18 protein-coding genes are annotated in these 25,420 nt (G+C 71.0%); 15 read left to right on the top strand and 3 right to left on the bottom strand.

Annotated features, from left to right (window positions below; translation table 11 throughout):
* Positions 1–223 precede the first annotated feature (223 nt).
* The 15 genes from ACZ4LX_RS01040 (at position 224) to ACZ4LX_RS00970 (ending at position 20,493) form a co-directional block, all read left to right on the top strand.
* Positions 224–1,405 carry an ROK family transcriptional regulator gene (locus ACZ4LX_RS01040; protein ID WP_467636411.1) on the top strand — a complete coding sequence of 394 codons (1,182 nt, stop codon included), beginning with the start codon at positions 224–226 and terminating at the stop codon, positions 1,403–1,405.
* Between the two features lie 300 nt (positions 1,406–1,705).
* Positions 1,706–3,262: a sugar ABC transporter ATP-binding protein gene (locus ACZ4LX_RS01035; RefSeq protein WP_467636408.1), complete on the top strand. Its 1,557-nt coding sequence runs from the start codon at positions 1,706–1,708 to the stop codon at positions 3,260–3,262.
* On the top strand, positions 3,259–4,308 hold the full coding sequence (locus tag ACZ4LX_RS01030; protein ID WP_467636403.1) for an ABC transporter permease: 1,050 nt from the start codon (positions 3,259–3,261) through the stop codon (positions 4,306–4,308). The genes ACZ4LX_RS01035 and ACZ4LX_RS01030 overlap by 4 nt, the downstream gene beginning before the upstream one ends.
* A gap of 76 nt (positions 4,309–4,384) precedes the next feature.
* On the top strand, positions 4,385–5,425 hold the full coding sequence (locus ACZ4LX_RS01025; protein ID WP_467636400.1) for a substrate-binding domain-containing protein: 1,041 nt from the start codon (positions 4,385–4,387) through the stop codon (positions 5,423–5,425).
* Between the two features lie 68 nt (positions 5,426–5,493).
* Entirely contained in the window at positions 5,494–6,732 is a 1,239-nt protein-coding gene (locus ACZ4LX_RS01020) for a Gfo/Idh/MocA family protein (RefSeq protein WP_467636395.1), read from the top strand.
* 265 nt (positions 6,733–6,997) lie between these two features.
* Positions 6,998–8,002, top strand: a complete 1,005-nt coding sequence (locus tag ACZ4LX_RS01015; protein ID WP_467636389.1) for a sugar phosphate isomerase/epimerase family protein — start codon at positions 6,998–7,000, stop codon at positions 8,000–8,002.
* A 332-nt stretch (positions 8,003–8,334) separates the two neighbouring features.
* Complete coding sequence (locus ACZ4LX_RS01010) at positions 8,335–12,051, top strand: ThuA domain-containing protein (protein WP_467636386.1); 3,717 nt, start codon at positions 8,335–8,337, stop codon at positions 12,049–12,051.
* A 77-nt stretch (positions 12,052–12,128) separates the two neighbouring features.
* Positions 12,129–13,283 carry an inositol-3-phosphate synthase gene (locus ACZ4LX_RS01005; RefSeq protein WP_467636860.1) on the top strand — a complete coding sequence of 385 codons (1,155 nt, stop codon included), beginning with the start codon at positions 12,129–12,131 and terminating at the stop codon, positions 13,281–13,283.
* Positions 13,280–14,308, top strand: a complete 1,029-nt coding sequence (locus ACZ4LX_RS01000) for an SCO3242 family prenyltransferase (protein WP_467636383.1) — start codon at positions 13,280–13,282, stop codon at positions 14,306–14,308. Before ACZ4LX_RS01005 ends, ACZ4LX_RS01000 begins: the two co-directional genes overlap by 4 nt.
* Positions 14,305–15,162 carry a sugar phosphate isomerase/epimerase family protein gene (locus tag ACZ4LX_RS00995; protein WP_467636379.1) on the top strand — a complete coding sequence of 286 codons (858 nt, stop codon included), beginning with the start codon at positions 14,305–14,307 and terminating at the stop codon, positions 15,160–15,162. Before ACZ4LX_RS01000 ends, ACZ4LX_RS00995 begins: the two co-directional genes overlap by 4 nt.
* 21 nt (positions 15,163–15,183) lie before the next feature.
* Complete coding sequence (locus tag ACZ4LX_RS00990) at positions 15,184–15,870, top strand: EboA domain-containing protein (RefSeq protein ID WP_467636376.1); 687 nt, start codon at positions 15,184–15,186, stop codon at positions 15,868–15,870.
* On the top strand, positions 15,870–16,718 hold the full coding sequence (locus ACZ4LX_RS00985; RefSeq protein WP_467636373.1) for a TatD family hydrolase: 849 nt from the start codon (positions 15,870–15,872) through the stop codon (positions 16,716–16,718). The genes ACZ4LX_RS00990 and ACZ4LX_RS00985 overlap by 1 nt, the downstream gene beginning before the upstream one ends.
* A gap of 4 nt (positions 16,719–16,722) precedes the next feature.
* Complete coding sequence (gene eboE / locus ACZ4LX_RS00980; RefSeq protein WP_467636371.1) at positions 16,723–17,898, top strand: metabolite traffic protein EboE; 1,176 nt, start codon at positions 16,723–16,725, stop codon at positions 17,896–17,898.
* A complete protein-coding gene (locus tag ACZ4LX_RS00975; RefSeq protein WP_467636368.1) occupies positions 17,895–19,280 on the top strand; it encodes a nucleotide pyrophosphatase/phosphodiesterase family protein in 1,386 nt (461 codons plus the stop codon). Before eboE ends, ACZ4LX_RS00975 begins: the two co-directional genes overlap by 4 nt.
* Positions 19,281–19,329: 49 nt before the next feature.
* Complete coding sequence (locus ACZ4LX_RS00970; RefSeq protein WP_467636365.1) at positions 19,330–20,493, top strand: sugar phosphate isomerase/epimerase family protein; 1,164 nt, start codon at positions 19,330–19,332, stop codon at positions 20,491–20,493.
* An 81-nt stretch (positions 20,494–20,574) separates the two neighbouring features.
* Here ACZ4LX_RS00970 and ACZ4LX_RS00965 read toward each other — a convergent pair whose 3' ends face one another.
* The 3 genes from ACZ4LX_RS00965 to frc form a co-directional block, all read right to left on the bottom strand.
* Complete coding sequence (locus ACZ4LX_RS00965) at positions 20,575–21,969, bottom strand: OFA family MFS transporter (RefSeq protein WP_467636364.1); 1,395 nt, start codon at positions 21,967–21,969, stop codon at positions 20,575–20,577.
* A gap of 69 nt (positions 21,970–22,038) precedes the next feature.
* Positions 22,039–24,177, bottom strand: a complete 2,139-nt coding sequence (locus tag ACZ4LX_RS00960) for an acetate--CoA ligase family protein (protein WP_467636362.1) — start codon at positions 24,175–24,177, stop codon at positions 22,039–22,041.
* Between the two features lie 2 nt (positions 24,178–24,179).
* Positions 24,180–25,409: a formyl-CoA transferase gene (gene frc, locus ACZ4LX_RS00955; RefSeq protein WP_467636359.1), complete on the bottom strand. Its 1,230-nt coding sequence runs from the start codon at positions 25,407–25,409 to the stop codon at positions 24,180–24,182.
* Between the last annotated feature and the right edge of the window lie 11 nt (positions 25,410–25,420).

Raw genomic sequence — 25,420 nt, 5'->3', positions numbered from 1 at the left:
TGCCGGCCGCACGGTCCGGCGAGCGGGGACGCGCGCCCCGGTCCGAGTGGCACGAGGTGGATGAGGGGTCCGCCCGCCCTGCTCCACCTCTCTTTGTCCTCAAGATGGAGAAAGTTGAGGTGGATTCCTGCTCAACTTCTTCCCACCCCCGGCAACCGCTGCTACGTTCCCCTCCAAAGCCCGACGGACAGGCCGGTGTGGCGGGGAGGGGCGCGTGAGACGTATGACGGCACGACCCGCGAATGCGCATCAGGCGCGACTGCTCCGGCTGTTGCGCGACGGCGGGCCCAACTCACGGGCACAGCTGGGGGATCAGGTCGATCTTTCCCGCTCCAAGCTCGCCGTCGAGGTGGACAGACTGCTGGAGACCGGCCTTGTCGTGGCCGACGGACTCGCCGCATCCCGCGGCGGGCGTCGCTCGCACAACATCCGGCTCGCCCCGGCACTGCGCTTCCTCGGCGTCGACATCGGCGCCACCTCGGTCGATGTGGCGGTCACCAACGCGGAACTGGAGGTCCTGGGCCACCTCAACCACCCCATGGACGTACGCGAAGGTCCCGTCGCCATCTTCGAGCAGGTGCTGTCCATGGCGGCCAAGCTCAGGGCCTCCGGGCTCGCCGAAGGGTTCGACGGCGCGGGCATCGGCGTACCGGGACCGGTCCGCTTCCCCGAAGGCATCCCGGTCGCGCCGCCGATCATGCCCGGCTGGGACGGCTTCCCGGTCCGCGAGGCACTCAGCCAGGAGCTGGGCTGCCCCGTCATGGTCGACAACGACGTGAACCTGATGGCGATGGGGGAGCAGCACGCGGGCGTCGCCCGCTCCGTGGGCGACTTCCTCTGCGTCAAGATCGGTACCGGCATCGGCTGCGGCATCGTCGTCAGCGGCGAGGTCCACCGGGGTACGACGGGCAGCGCCGGGGACATCGGACACATCCAGGTCGAACCCGACGGGCGTCCCTGCGCCTGCGGCAACCGGGGCTGCCTGGAAGCACATTTCAGCGGTGCCGCGCTGGCCCGCGACGCCGAGGACGCGGCACGCGCCGGACAGTCCCCGGAGCTCGCGGCCCGGCTGGAGGTGTCCGGGAAGCTCACCTCCGCCGACGTCGCCGCCGCCGCGGCCGCGGGCGACCCCACCTCGCTCGACCTGATCCGTGAAGGCGGCAACCGGGTCGGACAGGTCATCGCGGGACTCGTCAGCTTCTTCAACCCCGGTCTGGTGGTGATCGGCGGCGGAGTGACCGGCCTCGGCCACACGCTGCTGGCCAGCGTCCGGACCCAGGTCTACCGGCAGTCCCTGCCCCTGGCCACCGGAAACCTCCCGATCGTGCTGGGCGAGCTGGGACCCGCCGCCGGAGTCATCGGCGCGGCCAGGCTCATCAGCGATCACCTCTTCTCACCGGCCTGACCCCTCTCCTGCCCAGCTCTCCACCCGGGCCCGCAGCACACTCCTCAAGGGCCCCGCAGCACCGGCCTTCACCGGCCCGCACCACCTTTCACCCGGCCCGCAGCACCGCTCTCCACCGGCCCGCACCGCTTCACCCGGCCCGCAGCACCGCTCGCAGGCCACCAAGGCACCGCCCCGCGCTCCAGGCCGGGGTCCGGGGACGCCCCGGGACCGCACCGCGCCCTGCCCGCTCACCGGCCCTTCCCCGAACTCTCGGCTTCGTCCGAGCGGGGGAGACCCCATTCGCCGAGGGGAATCGTCATGGCTCCAGAACCACCGTTGCTCACCATGTCCGGCATCACCAAGTCCTTCCCCGGGGTGCGTGCCCTGGACGGCGTTGACCTGGAGGTCCGGGCCGGTGAGGTCCACTGCCTGCTCGGCCAGAACGGCGCCGGGAAGTCCACCCTCATCAAGGTGCTCGCCGGCGCCCATCAGCCCGACGACGGCGAGATCACCTGGTGCGGCGCGCCTGTCGTACTCAGGTCGCCCATCACCGCGATGCGTCTGGGGATCGCCACCATCTACCAGGAACTCGACCTGGTCGAGGGCCTGTCGGTCGCCGAGAACGTCTTCCTGGGCCATGAACCCACCCGTGCGGGCTTCGTGGTCCGCATCCGGGACGGCCGTACCGCGGCCGCCGCCCTGCTGGGACGGCTCGGCCATCCGGAGATCGACCCCGCCCACGCGGTCGGTGAACTCTCCGCGGCCCAGCAGCAGATCGTCTCGATGGCGCGGGCGCTCTCGCACGACGTACGCCTCATCGTGATGGACGAGCCGTCCGCGGCCCTCGACCCCGACGAGGTCGACAATCTCTTCCGGATCGTGGCCTCGCTGACCGCCGACGGTGTCGCCGTCGTCTACATCTCGCACCGCCTGGAGGAGATCCGCCGGATCGGCGACCGGGTGACCGTGCTCAAGGACGGCCGGGCCGTCGCGGGGGGACTCCCCGCCGAGTCCACACCGACGCGCGACATCGTTGCCATGATGACCGGCCGCAACGTCGAGTACGTCTTCCCGCCCCGGCCCGGGGCCGCCCCCGAGGACACCGCGCCCGACTCCGCCACCTCCACCGCGCCCGCGTCCGACCCGGTCCTCACGGTGCGAGGCCTCACCAGGAAGGGCGAGTTCGACCCCGTCGACCTGGATCTCAGGCCCGGCGAGATCGTCGGCCTCGCCGGACTGGTCGGCTCCGGGCGCTCGGAGATCCTGGAGACCATCTACGGCGCCCGCAAGGCCACCGCCGGCCAGGTCACGGTCGCGGGCAAGCCGCTGCGGCCCGGCAGCGTCCGGGCCGCCGTCGCCGCGGGCATCGGCCTCGCTCCCGAGGAACGCAAGGCGCAGGCCCTGCTGATGCTGGAATCCGTCACCCGCAATGTCTCCGTCTCCACCATGTCCCGCTTCTCCAGGGCCGGCTGGATCGACCGGGGAGCCGAACGCGAAGCGGCCCGCGCCGCCACCCGTGAACTCTCCCTGCGCCCCGACAACCCGGACACCCCCGTCCGCACCCTCTCCGGCGGCAACCAGCAGAAGGCGGTACTCGCCCGCTGGCTGCTGCGCGGCTGCCGGGTGCTGCTGCTCGACGAACCGACCCGCGGGGTGGACGTCGGCGCCCGCGCCGAGCTCTATGCCGTGATCCGCCGGCTGGCCGACGAAGGCCTCGCCGTTCTGCTCGTCTCCAGCGAAGTGCCTGAAGTGCTGGGCCTCGCCGACCGGGTGCTGGTCCTCCGTGAGGGGCGCGTCGTCCATACGGCGGACGCCACGGAGCTCGACGAACACCGCGTACTCGACCTTGTGATGGAAGGGAGCCCGACGTCATGACGCAGCCCGTCTCATCGGCGCAGCAGAGCGGGCCGGACAAGGGCGCCGTGCCCGTGTCCGCCCCCGCGTCCCCGAAGAAGGACCGGTCCCCGCGTGCCTTCGGGCTGCGCGCGGACGTCCGAAACCTCTCCCTGCTCGGCGTCCTCGCCGCGCTCGTGGCCGTCGGGGGCATCACCGAACCCGGCGCCTTCCTGGACACCGGGAACCTCCAGCTCATCCTGACCCAGGCATCCGTCATCGGTGTCGTCACCGTCGGCATGACCTTCGTCATCATCGGCGGCGGCATCGACCTGTCCGTCGGCGCGATGGTCGCCCTCGCCTCCGTCTGGGCGACGACGCTCGCCACCCAGGACTTCGGCTTCGCGGGCATCCTCTTCACGGCCGTCCTGGTCGGCCTCGGCGCAGGACTCGTCAACGGTGTGCTGATCGCGTACGGCAGACTGGTGCCGTTCATCGCGACGCTGGCGATGCTCGCCTCCGCCCGGGGACTGGCCCTCCACATCACCGACGGCAAGACGCAGATCGTCACCGACACGTCGGTGCTCGACCTGGGACTGCCCGGCGCCTACGTCCTCGGCATCCCGCCGCTGGTCATGATGTTCGCGGCGGTCACCGTCGTCGGCTGGCTGGTGCTGAACCGTACGACCTTCGGCCGGCGCACGGTCGCCGTCGGCGGCAACGCGGAAGCGGCCCGGCTGGCCGGCATCGACGTACGCAGGCAGCGGCTCCACCTCTATCTGCTCTCCGGGCTCTGCTGCGGCGTCGCCGCCTTCATGCTGATCATCCTGTCCGGCTCGGGCCAGAACACCAACGGCAATCTCTACGAGCTCGACGCCATCGCCGCGGTGATCATCGGCGGCACCCTGCTCAGCGGCGGCCGGGGCACCATCGTCGGCTCCGTCCTGGGCGTCCTCGTCTTCACCACCATCACCAACATCTTCGCGCTCAACAACCTGCAGACCGACGTCCAGCAGATCGCGAAGGGCGCGATCATCGTCGCCGCCGTCCTCGTGCAGGGCCGCACCTCGGCCCACCGGGAGACCTGACCCACCCGCCGTCTCCCGCCCGCGACACCCGTCTGTTCCGCATCCCACGCCGCTCCGGATGAAGGGTTTGACAGCCATGCCAGAAACCAGCCGCAGAGGACTGCTCCTCGGTACCGCAGCCGTCTCCGCAGGTGCTCTGCTGACCGCCTGCACCAGCAACGAGCCCAAGGAGAAGAACACCGCAGCCCAGAGCAACGCCCCTGCCGCCGACGACAAGCCGGGCACCCCCGTCACCATCGGCTTCGCGGGGCCGCAGGCCGACCACGGCTGGCTCAACGCGATCAACGAGAACGCCAAGTCGCGGGCGAGGAAGTACTCCGAGGTGACCCTGGAGACCACCGAGGGCTCCAACGACACCGCCGCCCAGATCGGCCAGGTCAAGACCCTCATCAACAAGAAGGTCGACGTCCTCGTCATTCTCCCGGCCGACGGCAAGGCGCTCACTCAGGTCGGCCTGGAGGCCATGCGGGCGGGCATCCCCGTCATCAATCTCGACCGCATCTTCGCCTCACCGCAGGCCTACCGCTGCTGGGTCGGCGGAGACAACTACGGCATGGGGCTCAACGCCGGTACGTACATCGGCGAACAGCTCAAGGACAAGCCGAACGCCAAGGTCGTCGAGCTCGCCGGCATCGACAACCTGGAGCTCACCAAGCAGCGCAGCCAGGGCTTCGCCGACGCGCTGAAGAACTACTCCAACATCAAGCTGGTGGCCCGTCAGGCGGCCGACTTCACCGTCGAGTCCGGCCAGGCGAAGATGGCGCAACTCCTCCAGGCACAGAAGCAGTTCGACGCCCTGTGGAACCACGACGACGACCAGGGGGTGGGCGCGCTCCGCGCCATCCAGCAGGCCGGCCGCGACGAGTTCCTGATGGTCGGCGGCGCCGGGGCGAAGTCCGCCATGGACGCCATCAAGGCCGACAACAGCGTGCTGAAGGCCACCGTCCTCTACCCGCCGACCATGGCGGCATCGGCCATCGACCTGGCCCGTGCGCTCGGCCAGGCCAAGGGCGTGGCGGGCCTCGCCGAGCTGGAGATCCCGACCAACCTCACCCTCTACTCGGCCGTGGTCACCAAGGAGAACATCGACCAGTACCTGCCGACGGGCTTCAACTGAGCCGCCCCGCGGGAGGGTGCTGACCCTCCCGCAGCACCCACCGAACCACCGACGAGGAGGAAGCCCGGATGGCCCGTAGGGAAGAGACGGAGCAGGAGGCGGCCGCGCCGCCGACGCACCGGCCGATGGCGAGCGCACCGACGCTCGGGGTCGGCATGGTCGGATACGCGTTCATGGGCGCCGCCCACTCGCAGGGATGGCGCACCGCGGGCCATGTCTTCGAGCTGCCGATGAGGCCGGCTCTCGCCGCGATCTGCGGACGCGACCGGACGGCGGTCGACGCCGCGGCCGACCGGCTCGGCTGGGCGGCGGCGGAGACGGACTGGCGTGCCCTGATCGCCAGGGACGACGTCCAGCTCGTCGACATCTGCACCCCCGGCGACAGCCATGCGGAGATCGCCATCGCGGCTCTGGAGGCGGGCAAGCACGTGCTGTGCGAGAAGCCGCTCGCCAACACGGTCGCGGAGGCGGAGGCCATGACCGAGGCGGCGGCGCGGGCCGCCGCCCGAGGCCAGATCGCGATGGTCGGCTTCAACTACCGCAAGGTGCCCGCCCTCACCTATGCGCGCAAGCTGATCGCCGACGGCCGGCTCGGCGCCCTGCGGCACGTCCGGGCCACCTACCTCCAGGACTGGCTGGTCGACCCGGGCTCGCCGCTCACCTGGCGGCTGAAGAAGGAGCACGCGGGCTCCGGGGCGCTCGGCGACCTCGGCGCGCACATCGTGGACCTTGCCCAGTACCTGGCGGGGGAGCCGCTGGTGGGGGTCTCGGCGGTGAGTGAGACCTTCGTCCGCGAACGGCCGCTGCTCGCCGGACCTTCGGGGGGCCTGGGCGGGGTCGCGGCCGGCGGGGAGTTCGGCGCGGTGACGGTGGACGACGCGGCGCTGTTCACCGGGCGGCTCGCCTCCGGCGCCCTGGCGTCCTTCGAGGCGACCCGGATGGCGGCCGGACGCAAGAACGCGCTGCGGCTGGAGATCAACGGGGAGCGCGGCTCGCTCGCCTTCGATCTGGAGCGCCTCAACGAACTGTCCTTCCACGACCACACCGAGCCCGCCGCCACCGCGGGCTTCCGGCGCATCCTGGTCACCGAGCCCGAGCACCCGTACCTGGAGGCATGGTGGCCGCCGGGGCACGCGCTCGGCTACGAGCACACGTTCATCCACCAGGCCCGTGACGCGGTGCGGACGATCGCCGAAGGGGCCCCGCCCGTACCGTCGTTCGCCGACGGGCTCCAGGTGCAGCGGGTGCTGGCGGCGGTGGAGGAGAGCGCCGCGAAGAACTCGGTATTCACCCCCGTACATCCCTGAGGGACGTGTCCGCGGTCTCCTGCCTGCGCCCCGGGCGCCCGGCACGCACGCTGGGCGCGCGGGTCGCAGGACAGGTGGCTCGGCCCGCACGACCCGCGACCGCGCATGCCCCACGCCCCCGCACGAGCCGCGACCGCGCATGCCGATCGCACCGACCGCCGCCCACCCGCCCACCGGCGCGCCGATCGCACGCACCGACCGCCGCCGCACCCGCGCTCCGCGCGGACGACAGGAAACTCCGGACACGACCTGGGAGGTCCCGCGCATGCCCCGTCCCTTCACCCTCTTCACCGGTCAGTGGGCCGATCTTCCCCTGGAGGACGTCTGCCGGTACGCCCGTGACTTCGGCTACGACGGGCTCGAACTGGCCTGCTGGGGAGACCACTTCGAGGTGGACAAGGCCCTGGCCGACCCCGGCTATCTGGAGAGCCGGCACCGACTGCTCGACAAGTACGGGCTGAAGTGCTGGGCGATCTCCAACCACCTGGTGGGCCAGGCCGTCTGCGACAGCCCGATCGACGAGCGTCACCAGGGCATCCTGCCCGCCCGGATCTGGGGCGACGGGGAGCCCGAAGGGGTGCGCCGGCGGGCCGCCGAGGAAATCGGCAACACCGCGCGGGCGGCCGCCGCCTTCGGCGTGGACACGGTCATCGGCTTCACCGGCTCGTCGATCTGGCACCTGGTCGCGATGTTCCCGCCGGTCCCGCCGCACATGATCGAGCGGGGGTACGAGGATTTCGCGGAGCGCTGGAACCCGATCCTGGACGTGTTCGACGCGGAGGGGGTGCGCTTCGCCCATGAGGTGCATCCCAGCGAGATCGCGTACGACTACTGGACCACGCACCGCGCGCTGGAGGCGGTGGACCACCGGCCGGCGTTCGGGCTGAACTTCGACCCGAGCCACTTCGTGTGGCAGGACCTCGACCCGGTGGGCTTCCTGTACGACTTCCGGGACCGGATCTACCACGTGGACTGCAAGGAGGCCCGCAAGCGCCTGGACGGCCGCAACGGCCGGCTCGGCTCGCACCTCCCGTGGGGCGATCCGCGCAGGGGCTGGGACTTCGTCTCGGCGGGGCACGGTGACGTGCCCTGGGAGGACGTGTTCCGGATGCTGCGGTCGATCGGCTACGAGGGCCCGGTGTCCGTGGAGTGGGAGGACGCGGGCATGGACCGGCTGGCCGGTGCGCCGGAGGCGCTGACGTCGCTGAAGCGGTTCGACTTCGACCCGCCGAGCGCGTCGTTCGACGCGGCCTTCGGCGGCAAGGACTGAGGCACCGGCGGCGGGGTCTCCGGGCCCCGCCGCCCTCCCGTCGCTCCTCGATCGCCCAAGGGGCCCCATCGTGCCCGGCGGCACCGCACCCGCCGCCGGGCCGGTCCCCCCTGCCCGCACGCTCCTTTGTCCTGGTCATGGGAAAAGTTCGACAAGACCGCCGCACAAGGGCTATCCGTTCCGGACGAACAGGTCTACCGTCCAAATCGTGTACATGACATAACCCCCCGTCGCCGGAGTCTGACAGGCCCCGGCTGACCTGCGCGGCAGTCCCCGCGCCCAACGGCTCGGCAGCACCCGCCCGTACCACCGGCCATCTCCGGAGGACACTCGTGCACAGAACCCGCGGCAGGACCCGAACCCGGCTCCGCCTCCGAAAGTCCCTCGCCCTGTTCACCGGCGGCCTGCTGGCCGCCGCCACCCTCAGCCTGAGCACCGTCTCGGGCACGGCCGCCGCCCACGAGGAACCCGCGCCGGCCCCGGCCGCCGAGGACTTCCAGCAGGTCACCCTCGCCAAGGGGGCCGCCGAGACCGGCGAGCCGATGTCGCTGGCCGTACTCCCCGACCGCAGCGTGCTGCACACCTCACGCAGCGGCGAGCTGCGCATCACCGACAGCGCGGGCAACACCCGGATCTCCGGCGTCATCCCCGTCTACTCGCACGACGAGGAAGGCCTCCAGGGCATCGGGGTCGACCCGGACTTCAGCGAGAACCGGGCGATCTACCTCTACTACGCGCCCCCGCTCGACACCCCCGCGGGCGACGCCCCCGAGACCGGAACCGCCGCCGACTTCGCCAAGTTCGACGGGGTCAACCGGCTCTCCCGCTTCGTTCTCGACGAGGACGGCACGCTCGACCTCGGCAGCGAGAAGAAGGTCCTCGACGTCCAGGCGTCCCGGGGCATCTGCTGCCACGTCGGCGGTGACATCGACTTCGACGCCGACGGCAACCTGTACCTCTCGACCGGCGACGACTCCAATCCCTTCGCGTCGGACGGCTTCACCCCCATCGACGAGCGCCCGGACCGCAACCCGGCGTTCGACGCCCGCCGCTCCGCGGGCAACAGCAACGACCTGCGGGGCAAGCTCCTCCGCATCAAGGTCGCCGACGACGGCTCGTACACCATCCCGGACGGCAACCTCTTCGCCCCGGGCACGGACAGGACGCGTCCCGAGATCTACGCGATGGGCTTCCGCAACCCCTTCCGCTTCTCCGTCGACAAGGCCACCGGGATCGCCTACGTCGGCGACTACGGGCCCGACGCCGGCGCGGCCGACCCCAAGCGCGGACCGGCCGGCCAGGTCGAGTTCGCCCGGGTGACGAAGGCCGGGAACTTCGGCTGGCCGTTCTGCACCGGCGACAACGACGCCTACCTGGACTACGACTTCGCCACCAAGACCTCCGGCGCCGCCTTCGACTGCGCGGCCCCGAAGAACACCTCGCCGCACAACACCGGCATCGTCGACCTGCCCCCGGCCCAGCCCGCCTGGATCCCGTACGACGGCGCTTCCGTACCGGAGTTCGGCACCGGATCCGAGTCCCCGATGGGCGGCCCGGTCTACCACTACGACGCCGACCTCGACTCGCCCGTGAAGTTCCCCGAGGCCTACGACGGCGACTTCTTCGCCGGTGAGTTCGGCCGGCGGTGGATCAAGCGCATCGAGCAGGACGCCGACGGCAAGGTCCAGTCCATCAACGACGTCCCGTGGTCCGGCACCCAGATCATGGACATGGCCTTCGGGCCCGACGGGGCGCTCTACGTCCTGGACTACGGCCTCTCCTGGTTCGGCGGCGACGAGAACTCCGCGCTCTACCGCATCGAGAACGCCACCGGAGGACGCTCCCCGATCGCCGAGGCCGCGGCCAGCAGGACATCGGGAACAGCCCCGCTGAAGGTGCAGTTCTCCTCGGCCGGAACCTCGGACGGTGACGGCGACGCCCTCACCTACGCCTGGGACTTCGGCGACGGCGGCACCTCCACGGCCGCCAACCCCTCGTACACGTACAAGAAGAACGGCACCTACACCGCGACCCTCACGGCCGAGGACCCCACCGGACGCACCGGTTCGGCCAGCGTCCATGTGACCGTCGGCAACACCGCCCCCGTGGTGAACCTGGAACTCCCCGGTGACGGGCAGCTGTTCACCTTCGGCGACGAGATCCCGTTCAAGGTCACCGTCACCGATCCCGAGGACGGCACGATCGACTGTTCCCGGATCGAGGTCCGCTTCGTCCTCGGCCACGACAGCCACGGACACCCGATCACCTCGGCCCACGGCTGCACCGGCACCATCAAGACCGAGATGGACGGCGGGCACGACCCCAACGCGAACATCTTCGGGGTCATCGACGCCTCGTACACCGACGGCGGGGGCGGCGGCCAGGCCGCGCTGACCGGCCACGACCAGTCGCAGCTCCAGCCGCGCCACCGGCAGGCCGAGCACTTCAACGACTCGTCCGGCATCCAGACGTACGACAAGGCGAACGCCGAGGGCGGCAAGACCGTCGGCGACATCCACAACAACGACTGGATCTCCTTCAAGCCGTACATCCTCGGTGACTCCACCAAGCTCACCGCCCGGATCTCCTCCGGCGGCGCGGGCGGCTTCCTCGAAGTACGGTCCGGCTCGGCGACCGGGAAGATCCTCGGCTCCGCACCCGTGCCCGTGACCGGGGGCTGGGAGACCTTCCAGGACATCGACGTACCCCTGCGCGGCGTTCCGAAGAAGGCCACCGAACTGTTCCTGGTGTTCAAGGGCGGCGAAGGCGCGCTCTACGACATCGACGACTTCGAGCTGTCCAGCACCCCGCCCGACAAGACCGCCAAGCGCGTCCTGGTCTTCTCCAAGACCGCCGGCTTCCGCCACGACGCGATCCCCGAGGGCATCGCCGCCCTGAAGGAACTCGGCAAGGACAGCAACATCACGGTCGACGCCACAGAAGAGGCGGGCCAGTTCACCACCGCCAACCTCGCCCGCTACGACGCCGTCGTCTTCATGTCGACGACCGGTGACGTCCTCGACGACGACCAGCAGAAGGCCTTCGAGAACTACATCGCCACCGGTGGCGGCTACATGGGCATCCACGCCGCCGCCGACACCGAGTACGACTGGGCCTTCTACGGCGGACTCGTCGGCGCGTACTTCTCCGGCCACCCCGCCATCCAGCCCGTCACCGTCCGTGTCGAGGACCACAAGCACCCGGCCACCGCCCACCTGGGCGACGCCTGGGAGCGCACCGACGAGCTGTACAACTACCGCACCAACCCGCGCGACAAGGTGAAGGTCCTCGCCACACTCGACGAGACCACCTACACCGGCGGCACCATGAAGGGCGACCACCCGATCACCTGGTGCCAGGCCTACGAGGGAGGCCGCTCCTTCTACACCGGCCTCGGCCACACCAAGGAGTCGTACGCCGACGCGGACTTCCGCAAGCTGCTCCTCGGCGGCGTGCGGTACGCGGCCGGCCAGGTCAAGGCCGACTGCAAGCCCGGCACCGGCTACCGGTCCCTCTTCAACGGCAAGACCCTCGAAGGCTGGAAGCAGGCAGGCCCCGGGAAGTTCGACGTCGTCGACGGCGAGCTGCGCTCCCAGGGCGGCATGGGCCTGCTGACCTACCAGGCCAAGGAGCTCACGTCGTACTCCCTGAAGCTCGACTGGAAGCTCGCGGGCGACGACAACTCCGGCGTCTTCGTCGGCTTCCCCGAGTCCGACGACCCCTGGTCCGCGGTGAACAACGGCTACGAGGTCCAGATCGACGCCTCCGACGCCGTCGACCGCACCACCGGCTCCGTCTACACCTTCAAGGCGGCCGACATCAAGGCCCGCGACCAGGTGCTGCGGCCGCCCGGCCAGTGGAACAGCTACGAGATCAAGGTCCGGGGTGAACGGCTCCAGATCTTCCTCAACGGAGTGAAGATCAACGACTTCACCAACACCGACCCGGTCCGCAGCCTCAAGGACGGCTACATCGGCCTCCAGAACCACGGGGCCGACGACCAGGTGTCCTTCCGCAACATCCAGCTGAAGGAACTGCCCTCCGCCTGAGGGGCACCAGGCCCGCGGCGGACGGGGCGTCACACCCCCGCCCGCCGCCACCTCCCACCCGTACAGCGCCACCAGCTCTGCCCAGCCAGGACCCCCAGCCAGGGAGGCAGCCCGTGTCAACAACCGGCGTACGTACCGGAGTCTGGTTCATCGGAGCACGCGGATCCGTCGCCACCACCGCGACAGCGGGGTGCGCGGCGATCGCGGCGGGCCTCCACCCGGGAGCGGGCATGGTCACCGAGACCGCCCCGTTCGCCGACAGCGGTCTGCCACCCCTGACCTCGCTCGTCTTCGGCGGCCACGACATCCTGGACTGTCCCCTTCCCAAACGGGCCGAGGCCCTGGCCGCAGGGGGCGTGCTGCCGCACGGGCTCCCCTCGGCCGTACAGGCCGAACTCGCCGCCGCCGACGCGGAGATACGCCCCGGAGGCCCCCTTCCCGGCGACACGCGGACGGACGAGGAGCTCATCACCGCGTTCGCCGCCGACCTCACCGACTTCGGCCGCCGGGGCGGCCTGGCCAGGACCGTCGTCGTCAACGTCTCCTCCACCGAACCGGCACCCGCCCCCGGCGCCGAGCGGCTCCCCGCCAGCTCGCTCTACGCCGCCGCGGCGCTCCGGGCAGGCTGCCCGTACGTCAACTTCACCCCCTCCACCGGACTGCGGGCCCCCGCTCTCCAGGACGCTGTCGCGGCCTGCGGACTTCCTCACGCGGGCCGCGACGGCAAGACCGGCCAGACACTGCTGCGCTCGGTCCTCGCCCCGATGTTCGTCCAGCGCGCCCTGCCCGTCCGGGCCTGGTCCGGCACCAATCTGCTGGGTGGCGGTGACGGCGCGGCGCTCGCCGACCCGGCCGCCGCCGCCGCGAAGAACGCCGGCAAGGAACGCGTCCTCGCCGACACCCTGGGAAGCGCCCCCGAGGGCGAGGTCCACATCGACGACGTCCCGGCACTGGGCGACTGGAAGACCGCCTGGGACCACATCGCCTTCGACGGCTTCCTCGGGGCGCGCATGGTGCTCCAGACCACCTGGCAGGGCTGCGACTCGGCCCTCGCCGCGCCCCTCGTGCTCGACCTGGCACGACTGCTGGCCCGCGCCCACGAAACCGGACTGACCGGCCCCCGCCCCGAGCTCGGGTTCTACTTCAAGGACCCGGACGGCGGACCGGCGGCACTGTCCGAGCAGTACTTGGCGCTGCTGGCCTTCGCCGAGCGGCTGCGGGGGGAGAAGTGACGGCAGGCGCCTGGGCGGAACTGCTCAGGGTCTCCGCACTGTTCACCGTCCCGGGCGACGCTCTCGCGGGAGCGGCGGCCGTCGGGCGGCGGCCCGACCGCTCGACGGCCCTGGCCGCCGCCGCCTCCCTCTGCCTGTACGAGGCGGGCATGGCGCTCAACGACTGGGCCGACCGCGACGAGGACGCCGTCGACCGGCCGCACCGCCCGATCCCCTCGGGCCGGATCACCCCCCGCGCCGCGCTCACGGCTGCGGGCGCCCTGACCGCGGCGGGCCTGGCCCTCGCCGCCCGCGCGGGCCGCCCGGCACTCACCGTGGCCACCGGCCTCGCGGCCACGGTCTGGGCGTACGACCTGCGCCTGAAGCACACTCCGGCGGGACCGGCCGCGATGGCGGCGGCACGGGGCCTGGACCTGCTGCTGGGAGCGACGGCCACGGGTGCGAAGGGCGGGGGAGCAGCGGCCAGGGGCGCGGAAGCCGGACGGGCACGGGCCACAGGCGCGAAGGCCGGGGGAGTGGCCACCGGTGCGGCGGGCGGGGGAGCGGCAGTGAGAGGAACGGTGGCCACGGGTCTGTCCCCGGCACCCCGGGCGACCCGTGCCGCACTGACCGCCGCCGCCCTGCTGAGCACCCACACCTACGCGGTCACCACCGTCTCGCGGCACGAGACCCGCGGCGGATCCACCGGCGCGCCGCTCGCCGCCCTCGCGGCCGTCGCCGCGATCGGCGGCGCCGTGGTGCGCGAGCGGCAGCCCGCCGGGGGCGCGGCGCGCGGCGTCCCCGGACGGCTCCTGGTCACCGCGCTCGGCGGTGCCTACCTCCGTACCGCCGCACGCCCCCTCGCGCACGCCGCTCTGAACCCGTCGCCACCCCTCACCCAGCGCGCCGTCGGCAGCGGCATCCGGGCGATGATCCCGCTCCAGGCCGTCCTCGCCGCACGTGCCGGGGCCGCCGGTACGGGCCTCGCCGTCATGGGCCTGGTCCCGCTCGCCCGCGCCCTCTCCCGGAAGGTGAGCCCCACATGACACTCCGCCTCGGCTACGGCACCAACGGGCTCACCGACCTCCGCCTGGACGACGCCCTCGGACTCCTCGCCGACCTCGGCTACGACGGCGTCGGCCTGACCCTCGACCACATGCACCTCGACCCGATGGCCCCGGACCTCGCCTCCCGTACCCGCCACGTCGCAGCCCGCCTCCAGCAGCTGGGGCTCGGCGTCACCGTGGAGACCGGGGCCCGCTATGTCCTGGACCCGCGCCGCAAGCACGGCCCCTCGCTCCTGGACCCGGACCCGGATGCCCGTGCGGCCAGGACCGCCCTGCTCGTCCGTGCCGTCGAGGTCGCCGCCGCGCTCGGCGCCCACGCCGTGCACTGCTTCAGCGGCGTCACACCCCCGGACACCGCCCCCGACACCGCGTGGCAGCGGCTCACCGACGCCCTCGGCCCGGTCCTCGAAGCCGCCGAGCGGGCCGCGGTGCCCCTCGCGATCGAACCGGAACCCGGACACCTCCTCGCCGACCTCGCGGACTTCCACCACCTGCGCGTGCTGTGCGGCGACCCGGAACCCCTCGGGCTCACCCTCGACATCGGACACTGCCAGTGCCTGGAGCCCGCCCTGCCCGTCGACTGCGTCCACGACGCCGCCCCCTGGCTGCGCCACGTCCAGATCGAGGACATGCGCCGGGGCGTCCACGAACACCTCCCGTTCGGCGACGGCGAGATCGACTTCCCGCCCGTCCTGGCCGCACTCGACGCGCTCGGCGACGCCGGATACGCCGGACTCACCGTCGTCGAGCTGCCCCGCCACTCCCACGCGGGCCCGGAACTCGCCCGCACCAGCCTCGACTTCCTCAACAGGCACCGCCCGCCGCGCAACTGAGACCGCCGAAGGGAGCACGTCATGCCACCCACCCCACTCCTGAGCCGCGAGGAACTCGACCACCTGCTCGGCGGAGCCGCGCGAGCCTGGCTCGACGAAGCACTCGCCGAGGCCGCCCACGCCGCCGCCCACCCGGACACCGTGCCCGCGGACAGCTACGCCGTGCCTCCGTGGGAGCTGCGGTACGCCGCCGCCGGCCGGCACTGCGGGCCCGAACACGCCGACTCCGTACGCACGCTGCTGATCGTCGAGTCCCGCGCCGGGCTGCCCGCCCTGACCCGCCTCTACGAGCAGGGCACCGCCGCCGAACGCCGCGCCGTCCTGCTCGCCCTGCCCGCGCCCGCGCTCGGCCTCGGCCCGGCCGCCCTGCCGCTCGTCGAGGACGCCCTGCGCACCAACGACACCACACTGGTCGCCGCCGCCCTCGGCCCGTACGCCGGCACCCACCTCGACCCGCACAACTGGCGCCACGCCGTCCTCAAATGCCTGTTCACCGGCGTCCCCGTCGAAGCCGTCGACCAACTGGCCCGGAGAGCCCGCGGCGACGCCGAACTCGCCCGGATGCTCGGCGACTACGCGGCTGAACGCATCGCGGCAGGCCGCCCCGTACCCGCCGGCCTGCACCGCGTACTCGAGCTCACGGCCCCCGGCGCGGACGCCCCCGCCCACGCTCCCGCCGCCCCCACGGCCCCACCCGAGGAGTCCTGATGCGCATCTTCGACCCCCACATCCACATGACGTCCCGCACCACGGACGACTACCGGGCGATGTACGACGCCGGGGTCCGCGCCCTGGTCGAACCCTCCTTCTGGCTCGGCCAGCCCCGCACCTCGCCCGCCAGCTTCTTCGACTACTTCGACGCACTGCTCGGCTGGGAGCCCTTCCGCGCCGCCCAGTACGGCATCGCCCACCACTGCACCCTCGCCCTCAACCCCAAGGAGGCGAACGACCCCCGCTGCACCCCGGTCCTCGACGCCCTGCCCCGCTACCTGGTCAAGGACTCCGTCGTCGCCGTCGGCGAGATCGGCTACGACTCGATGACCCCGGCCGAGGACCACGCCCTGGCCGCCCAGCTCCAGCTCGCCGCCGACCACGGCCTGCCCGCGCTCGTCCACACCCCGCACCGCGACAAGCTCGCAGGTCTGCGCCGCACCATCGACGTCGTACGCGAGTCCCGGCTCGCCCCGGAACGGGTCCTCCTCGACCACCTCAACGAGACGACCGTGAAGGACGCCCTCGACAGCGGCTGCTGGGCCGGTTTCTCCATCTACCCCGACACCAAGATGGACGAAGACCGCATGATCGCCGTCCTCCAGCTGCACGGCACCGAGAGAGTTCTCGTCAACTCCGCCGCCGACTGGGGCAGAAGCGATCCCCTGAAGACCCGCCGGGTGGGCGACGCCATGCTCGCCGCGGGCTTCACCGACGACGACGTCGACCGGGTCCTGTGGCGCAACCCCGTCGCCTTCTACGGACAGAGCGGCCGCCTCCACCTCGACACCACCACCCCCGAACCGCTCCACGAAGGCAACTCCATCCTGCGCGGCGGGGAGTGAGGCCATGCGCTTCCGCCACCCCGACGGCACCGTCGTCCACCTCGCGTACTGCACCAACGTCCACCCCGCCGAAACACTCGAAGGTGTCCGTGCCCAGCTGCGCGACCACTGCGAACCCGTACGCAGACGGCTCGGCCGCGACCGCCTCGGCATCGGCCTCTGGCTCGCCGGGGACGCCGCCCGCACCCTGGTCAACGACCCCTCGCAGCTGCGCTCCCTGCGCACCGAACTCGACCACCGCGGCCTCGAAGTCGTCACCTTCAACGGCTTCCCGTACGAGGGCTTCGGCGCCGAGGAGGTCAAGTACCGGGTGTACAAGCCGGACTGGACGGATCCCGAACGCCTCGCCCACACCACCGACCTCGCCCGGCTCCTCGCCACGCTCCTGCCCGACGACGTCACCGACGGCACCATCTCCACCCTGCCCCTCGCCTGGCGCACCCCCTACGACGGCGATCCCCGAGCTGCCCGTACCGCACGCGCCGCGCTCACCACCCTCGGCGAACGCCTCGACGCGCTCGCCGAGCTCACCGGGAAATCCATCCGGATCGGCCTCGAACCCGAGCCCGGCTGCACCGTCGAGACCACGGCCGACGCCATCGCCCCCCTCAGCGCCGTCGGTCACCCCCGCATCGGCGTCTGTATCGACACCTGCCACCTCGCCACCTCCTTCGAGGACCCGGACACCGCGCTCGACGCGCTCGATTCGGCCGGCATCCCCGCCGTCAAGGCGCAGCTCTCCGCCGCTCTGCACGCCGAGAACCCCCACCTCCCCGAGGTGCGGACCGCGCTCGCCGCCTTCGCCGAACCCCGATTCCTCCACCAGACCAGGACCGCCACCGCCGCCGGACTGCGCGGCACCGACGACCTCGACGAGGCCGTCACCGGCGAGAACCTGCCCGACAGCGCCCCCTGGCGCGCCCACTTCCACGTCCCCCTGCACGCACCGCCGGCACCCCCGCTCACCTCCACCCTGCCCGTGCTCCGGTCCACGCTGACCCGGCTGGTCGGCGGCGCACAGCCGCTCACCCGGCACCTGGAGGTCGAGACGTACACCTGGCAGGCGCTCCCGGCCGAGCTGCGCCCCCGCACCCGCGCCCAGCTCTCCGACGGCATCGCCGCCGAACTCACCCTCGCCCGCGACCTCCTGGTCGACCTCGGCCTCAAGGAGCTGCCATGACCACCTCCGGGCCCACCCCTCTCCTGGTCCTCGACGTCGTCGGGCTCACCCCCCGGCTCCTCGACCACATGCCCCACCTCAAGGCCCTGGGACAGTCCGGCACCCACGCCCCGCTCGGCACCGTGCTCCCCGCCGTCACCTGCGCCGCCCAGTCCACCTTCCTCACCGGCACCACCCCGGCCGAACACGGCATCGTCGCCAACGGCTGGTACTTCCGCGAACTCGGCGACGTCCTGCTGTGGCGCCAGCACAACGGACTCGTCGAGGGCGACAGACTCTGGGACGCCGCCCGCCGGGCGCACCCCGGCTACACCGTCGCCAACATCTGCTGGTGGTACGCCATGGGCGCCGACACCGACTTCACCGTCACCCCGCGCCCCGTCTACTACGCCGACGGCCGCAAGGAACCCGACTGCTACACCCGGCCGCCCGCCCTCCACGACGAACTCACCGACAAGCTCGGCACCTTTCCCCTCTTCCACTTCTGGGGACCCGGAGCCGACCTCGTCTCCTCGCAGTGGATCATCGACGCGACGCGGCACATCCTCGGCACCCGCCACCCCGACCTCGCCCTGTGCTACCTCCCGCACCTCGACTACGACCTCCAGCGCTACGGCCCCGACGACCCGCGCGCCTTCCGGGCAGCGGCCGACCTCGACCGGGCGCTCGCCCCGCTCCTGGACGACGCCCGCAGCGAGGGCCGCACCGTCGTCGCCCTCTCCGAGTACGGCATCACCCGCGTCGACCGGCCCGTCGACATCAACCGGGCGCTGCGCCGCGCCGGGCTCCTGGAGGTCCACACCCAGGACGGCATGGAGTACCTGGACCCGATGGCCTCCCGCGCCTTCGCCGTCGCCGACCACCAGATCGCCCACGTCTACGTACGCCGCCCCGAGGACCTCGAAACGGCCCGCGCGGCCCTGGCGGACCTCCCGGGCATCGAACAACTCCTCGACGACGAGGGCAAGAAGGCGCAGGGCCTGGACCATCCCCGCTCCGGAGAGCTGGTCGCCGTCGCCGACCGGGACGCCTGGTTCACGTACTACTACTGGCTCGACGACGACCGCGCGCCGGACTTCGCCCAGCTCGTCGAGATCCACCGCAAACCCGGCTACGACCCCGTCGAGCTCTTCATGGACCCCGCGGATCCCTACGTACGGGTCAAGGCGGCCGCGGCCGTCGCCCGCAAGAAGCTCGGCATGCGCTACCGCATGGCCGTGGTGCCGCTCGACCCGTCACCCATCCGGGGCAGCCACGGCCGCCTCCCTCTGAGCGACGACGAAGGTCCGCTCATCCTCTGCTCCACCCCCCACGCGTTCACCGGACCCGTCCGGGCCACCGAAGTGAAGTCCCTGCTCCTCACGCTTGCCGGCCTCGCTTGAGACCGGTCCGTGCACAGCGTTGTGCGCATCTTCGAGAAAGAGAGAGACCGTGACCGAGTACAACGACGCATCCGGAACGGACGGCGCACTGCGCCGCACCCTCGGCATCGACCGCCGCCGCTTCCTCAGCACCTGCACGGCCGCCGGGGCAGCGGCGATCGCCGCGCCCGTCTTCGGCGCGTCCCCCGCCTTCGCCCGGCCCGCACCCGGTCCGGGGCAGCACCACGGCCACGGTCGGGGTCAGGCCCTGGTCCCGGCGCACAAGCGCGGAATCATCCTGTACACCGTGCGCGACGCCACGGGCCGGGACCCGCTCAGCACCACCCTTCCCTCGGGCTTCCGCGCGGTCTTCAAGGAGCTGGCCCGCTACGGCTACAAGCAGGTCGAGTTCGCCGGCTACGGCCAGCACGCCAACGCACCCGGCGGAAGCAACCTGGAGACGGTGGAAGGCGCGAAGCTGCTCCGCTCGTGGCTGGACGAATACGGGCTGCGGGCCCAGGGCAACCACGGCTTCATCCCGGGATCCTGGCCGCTGAGCCAGAGCGACCTGGACCAGTTCAAGCGGACCCTGGAGATCGCGAACATCCTCGGCATGGACCACATGGGCACCGGTGGCGACCCCACCGGCAGTGCCTACCGTGCCGACTGGGACGTGGCTGCCGACAAGTGGAACGCGCTGGGGCAGACAGCCCACCGCGCGGGCATCAAGCTGTACACCCACAACCACGACGCGGCCTACGGCTTCCTGCTCGACAGCGGTCCGCTGGACGCGCAGGGGCGGCCCACCCGCAGCTCGGGCATCCGGAAGCTGGAGCACTTCCTCAAGGTGACCGACCCGAAGACCGTATGGCTGGAGATGGACGTCTACTGGGCGCACGTCGCCCAGTACAAGTTCCACACCTACACCGCGCCCGACGGATCGCAGGTGGAGAACATCTTCGACCCGGCGGCGGTCGTCCGCCGCCACAACAAGCGCTACCCGCTGTTCCACGCCAAGGACGGCGTCATCAACACGGCCAGTGGCGACGGCTACGACATGGTTCCCTTCGGCACCGGGGTCATCGACTACCGGACGTTCTTCCGCCGCGTCGGTGAGGCGAACTACCGCAACCCGATGGTCGAGCAGGACACCGCACCCAGCTCGACGGACCTCGCGCAGTCCCTGAAGCAGGCACGGATCAGTTACGAGGGCATGGCGGCACTGCGCAAGTAGGACCCACGAGGGGCCCCCCGCCGTGGCTCGTACGCCGGGCCTCCCCGCACCTGTGCGGGGAGGCCCGGCGCCTGATCCGCCCTAGACGGCCTCCCGGCTGACCGGCTGCGGATTCGGCGCGATGTCCCGCATCCTCGGCCGTCCCGGCTGCCTCAGCAGCAGGGCGATACAGGCCGCCACCATGGAAATGCCCCCGGCCAGCGCGTAGGCGCCGTCGTAGCCCCAGGAGTGGACGACCATCGAGCCGAGACCACCGCCGAACAATCCGCTGACCAGCTTGCCGCTGTAGACGAGACCGTAGTTGGTGGCGTTGTAGTTCTCCCCGAAGTAGTCCGGGGTCAGGGCGGCGAACATCGGGTAGAACGCACCGCCTCCGAAGCCGGAGAGGAAGGCGAAGAACAGGAACAGCCACTCGCTGTGCAGGTCGCCGGCCCAGATCACGCCGAACTGGGCGAGACCCAGCACGACGATGACGAACACCAGGGTCAGCTTGCGCCCCCAGATGTCCGAGAGCCAGCCGACGACCGCCCGGCCGACCCCGTTGATGACGGCCATGACGCCCATGGAGGACGCCGCGACCAGAGGACCGAAGCCGACCTCCTTCGCGTAGTCCACCTGGAAGGAGATCCCGAAGATGGACACCCCGGCCGTCAGGACGATGGTGATCCACATCAGCGGCAGCATGCCCGTCCGGATGGCCTCCTTCGGCGTGTACTGCTTCGAGGCCGGAGGGTTCTTCGCCAGGCTTGCCGCGCTCTTGGCGTTGCCCGTGTAGTTCAGCGGGTCGATCTCACCGGGCCACCAGTTCTTCGGCGGGTCCTTGAAGAACCAGGCACACACCGCCACGACGATCAGGACGTAGAGACCGATGAGGTCGAGGACCTCGTTGTAGTTGCTCGTGTCGAAGGCGTAGTTGAAGATGAAGATGAAGGGCAACGCGCCATAGGCGAAACCGCCGTTGACGAAGCCCGTCTTCGCTCCGCGCCGTTCGGGGAACCACTTGCCCACCATGTTGATGCAGGTGGCGTAGATGAGTCCGGAACCCAGGCCGCCGACGACCCCGAAGCCGCAGATCGCTCCGAAGACGTTGTCCACGTGCGAGAGCGCGAGGAAGCCGGCCAAGCAGAGCGCGGCGCCGATGAACATGGCCCGGCGCGCGGTGAGTAAGTTCTTCTCACGCAGCCACCCGGCGGGGAACGCGATGCCCGCCTGGAAGAACACCCAGACGCTGAGGATCCAGAAGGTGTTGCTCTGTGTCCAGCCGTGGGCCGCGGAGAGGGTGTCCTCCGCGGAGCCGTAGGCGTACTCCGACACACTGATGGCCATCATCGCGATCCACGGCAGGTACACCATGATCCTGCGGCTGTGACCGAGGATGCTGCGGTCCGTCTCACCGACCCGGTAGACGCGGCCCTTGCTGTCCGTCACTTCCCGGTACGCGACGGCTGACGCGCCCGGCTGTCCGTCTGTGCTCATGAATCTCCCCTTGGCTTCGAAAGAACCTGGCCAGCGCCCCCTGTCCAAACTCCTCGTGCCTGGGAAGGGTCAGGTCAGCAGCCCCGCGGCCCTTGCCCAGCGGTACTTCGCACCGAGCACCGCGACCGGCATCTCGGTGGTGTAGGGGTACGCGACGACACCGCGCTCGAAGAGATACGCGCAGGCCTCCTCGACCTCGGTGTCTCCGGCCAGCGACGCCACGACCGGCTTCTCGATCCCGCGCTCCCGGAACTCCCGGACCACCCGGGCGGTCAGCTCGGCGAAGACCATCGGCGGGGTGACGATCGTGTGCCAGTAGCCCAGGACCAGCGCGTGGATGCGCGGGTCCTCCATGCCGAGCCTGATCGTCGCCTCGTACGTCGAAGGCGGCTCACCGCCCGTGATGTCGATGGGGTTTCCGGCCGCGCCGAACGGCGGGATGAACGCCCTGAACGCGGAGTCGAGATCCGGTGGGATCTCCATCAGCGACAGACCGTTGTCCACGATCGCGTCCGAGAGCAGCACACCGGAGCCGCCCGCGCCCGTGATGACGACGACGTTGTCGCCCTTCGGTGCCGGCAGCACGGGCAGCGCTCGCGCGTACTCCAGCATGTCGTTCAGCCCCGGCGCCCGGATCACCCCCGCCTGGCGCAGGATGTCGTCGTACACGGCGTCGTCGCCGGCCAGTGCCCCGGTGTGCGAACCCGCGGCCTTCGCGCCCGCGGTCGTCCGGCCCGCCTTGAGCACCACGACCGGCTTCTTCGGTACGGTCGCCCGCGCCGCCTCCACGAAGGCGCGCCCGTCCTTGAGGTCCTCCAGGTGCATGGCGACGCACTCGGTGTGCGGGTCCTCGCCGAACCAGGTGAGCAGATCGTCCTCGTCGAGGTCCGACTTGTTGCCGAGCCCGACGATCGCCGAGACACCCGTCCTCGTCGAACGGGCGAAGCCGAGGACCGCCATGCCGATGCCGCCGGACTGGGAGGTCAAGGCCACCCCGCCCTTCACGTCGTACGGGGTGCAGAACGTGGCGCACAGGTCCTGCCACGTCGAGTAGTAGCCGTAGATGTTCGGGCCCAGCAGCCGGACCCCGTAACGCTCGCCGACCGCCACGATCTCGTCCTGCATCGCCTGTTCACCGGTCTCGGCGAAGCCGGACGGGATCAGGACCGCGTTCGGGACGCCCTTGCGGCCCACTTCCTCCAGCGCCGGTGCCACGAACCGGGCGGGGATCGCGAAGACCGCCACATCCACCTCACCGGGAACGTCCGTGACACTCTTGTACGCCTTGCGGCCCAGAATGTCATCGGCCCGGGGGTTCACCGGGTGTATCTCTCCGGAGAAGCCCCCGTCGACGAGGTTGCGCATCACCGAATTGCCTATCTTCCCGGCCTCGTTGGAAGCGCCGATCACCGCGATCGAGCGCGGTTCCATCAGCCGCCGCATCGAGGCGAGGATCTCCTCACGGCTGTACTTCCGCCTCTCCCCGGCGGCCTCGGTGGCCAACAGGATCCGGATGTCGGCGGCGACCGCGCCGTCCGGCGAGGCGATCACCGGGTTGAGATCGACCTCGGCGATCTCCGGGAAGTCCGTGACCAGTCGGGACACCCGCCGGATCTGCTCGGCCAGCGCCCGCCGGTCGGCCGGCGGGGCTCCGCGCACCCCGCGCAGGACCTCCGCCGCGCCGATCGAGTCGAGCATCGACCGCGCCTCCTCGGGGGTGACCGGGGCGAGGCGGAAGGTGATGTCCTTCAGCACCTCCACCAGCACGCCGCCCAGACCGAAGGCGACGACCTTGCCGAAGGTCGGGTCCGTCACCGCACCGATGATGACCTCCTGGCCGGGCGGAACCAGCTGCTGCACCTGCACGCCGTCGATCCGCGCGTCCGGCGCGTACGCCAGCACGTTCTCGACGACGCGGCGGAAGGCCTCCCTCACCTGCGCGGCACCCTGGACACCGACGGCCACCCCGCCGGCATCCGTCTTGTGCAGCACATCGGGCGAGACGATCTTCAGCACGACGGGCCCGCCGAGCCGGTCCGCGTGGACGACCGCCTCGTCGATGTCCCGCGCCAGCTCCTCGCCGGGCACCGCGATCCCGTACGCGTCCGCCACGACCTTGCCCTCGGGAGCGGTGAGCGCGGTCCGACCGGAGGCCCGGACGGAGTCGAGAAGCTGCCTGACCTGTTCGCGATCCTGTGATTCGACCATGCTCAGATGACTCCGCTCGTCTTCAGCAGCCGCAGTTCCTCGTCACCGAGGCCCAGTTCGCCGACGTACACCTCTTCGTTGTGCTGGCCGAGCAGCGGTGACGTCACCACGTCCACGGGGGAGTCGGAGAGCTTCAGCGGACTGCCGACGGTGGTGAAGGTGCCGCGCTCGGGGTGTTCGACGCGGACGATCATCTCGTTGGCGGCCAGCGACTCGTCCTCCACGATCTCCTTGGTGGACAGGATCGGGCCGCACGGGATGTTGTGCCCGTTGAGCTGTTCCAGGACCTCCCACTTGGGCAGCTCGGACGACCACTCCTCGATCAGCTGGAACATCTTGTTCAGCTTGGGCAGCCGGGCCTCGGGCGTGGCCCACTCGGGGTCGTCCACCAGCTCGGGGCGCCCGATCAGCGCGGCGAGCGGCTGCCAGCCGACGGGCTGCACGATCACGTACACGTAGTCGTTGGGTCCGCCGGGTGCGCACTTGACCGCCCACCCGGGCTGCCCGCCACCGCTCGCGTTGCCGCTGCGCGGCACCTCGTCGCCGAAGTCCTCGTTCGGATACTCGGTCAACGGGCCGTGCGTAAGCCGCTGCTGGTCGCGCAGCTTGACCCGGCACAGGTTGAGCACGGCGTGCTGCATGGCCACGTTGACGCGCTGTCCGCGCCCGGTGCTCTCGCGCTGGAACAACGCGGCCAGGATGCCGGCGACCGCGTGGATCCCGGTTCCGGAGTCACCGATCTGCGCACCGGTCGCCAGTGGCGGCCCGTCGTCGAACCCGGTGGTGGACATCGAGCCGCCCATCGCCTGGGCGACCACCTCGTACGCCTTGAATCCGGTGTAGGGGCCTTCGCCGAACCCCTTGATGGAGGCGTACACGATCCGGGGGTTGATCTCCTGGATCCGTTCCCAGGTGAACCCCATCCGGTCCACGGCTCCCGGTCCGAAGTTCTCCACCATCACATCGCTGCGGCGGATGAGTTCGGTGAGTATCTCCTTGCCGCGCGCGCTCTTGGTGTTGAGCGTGATGCTCCGTTTGTTGCAGTTGAGCATCGTGAAGTAGAGGGAGTCGACATCGGGCAGGTCGCGCAGCTGCCTGCGGGTGATGTCACCGCTCGGGGCCTCCAGCTTCACCACGTCCGCACCGAGCCAGGCGAGCAGCTGGGTGGCGGAGGGGCCGGACTGTACGTGCGTCATGTCGAGGACGCGCACACCTTCAAGAGCTCTGGTCATGCCAACGGCTC

It is taken from the genome of Streptomyces sp. NPDC026062, from assembly GCF_055568375.1.
This window is presented reverse-complemented; position numbering and strand designations above follow the sequence as displayed.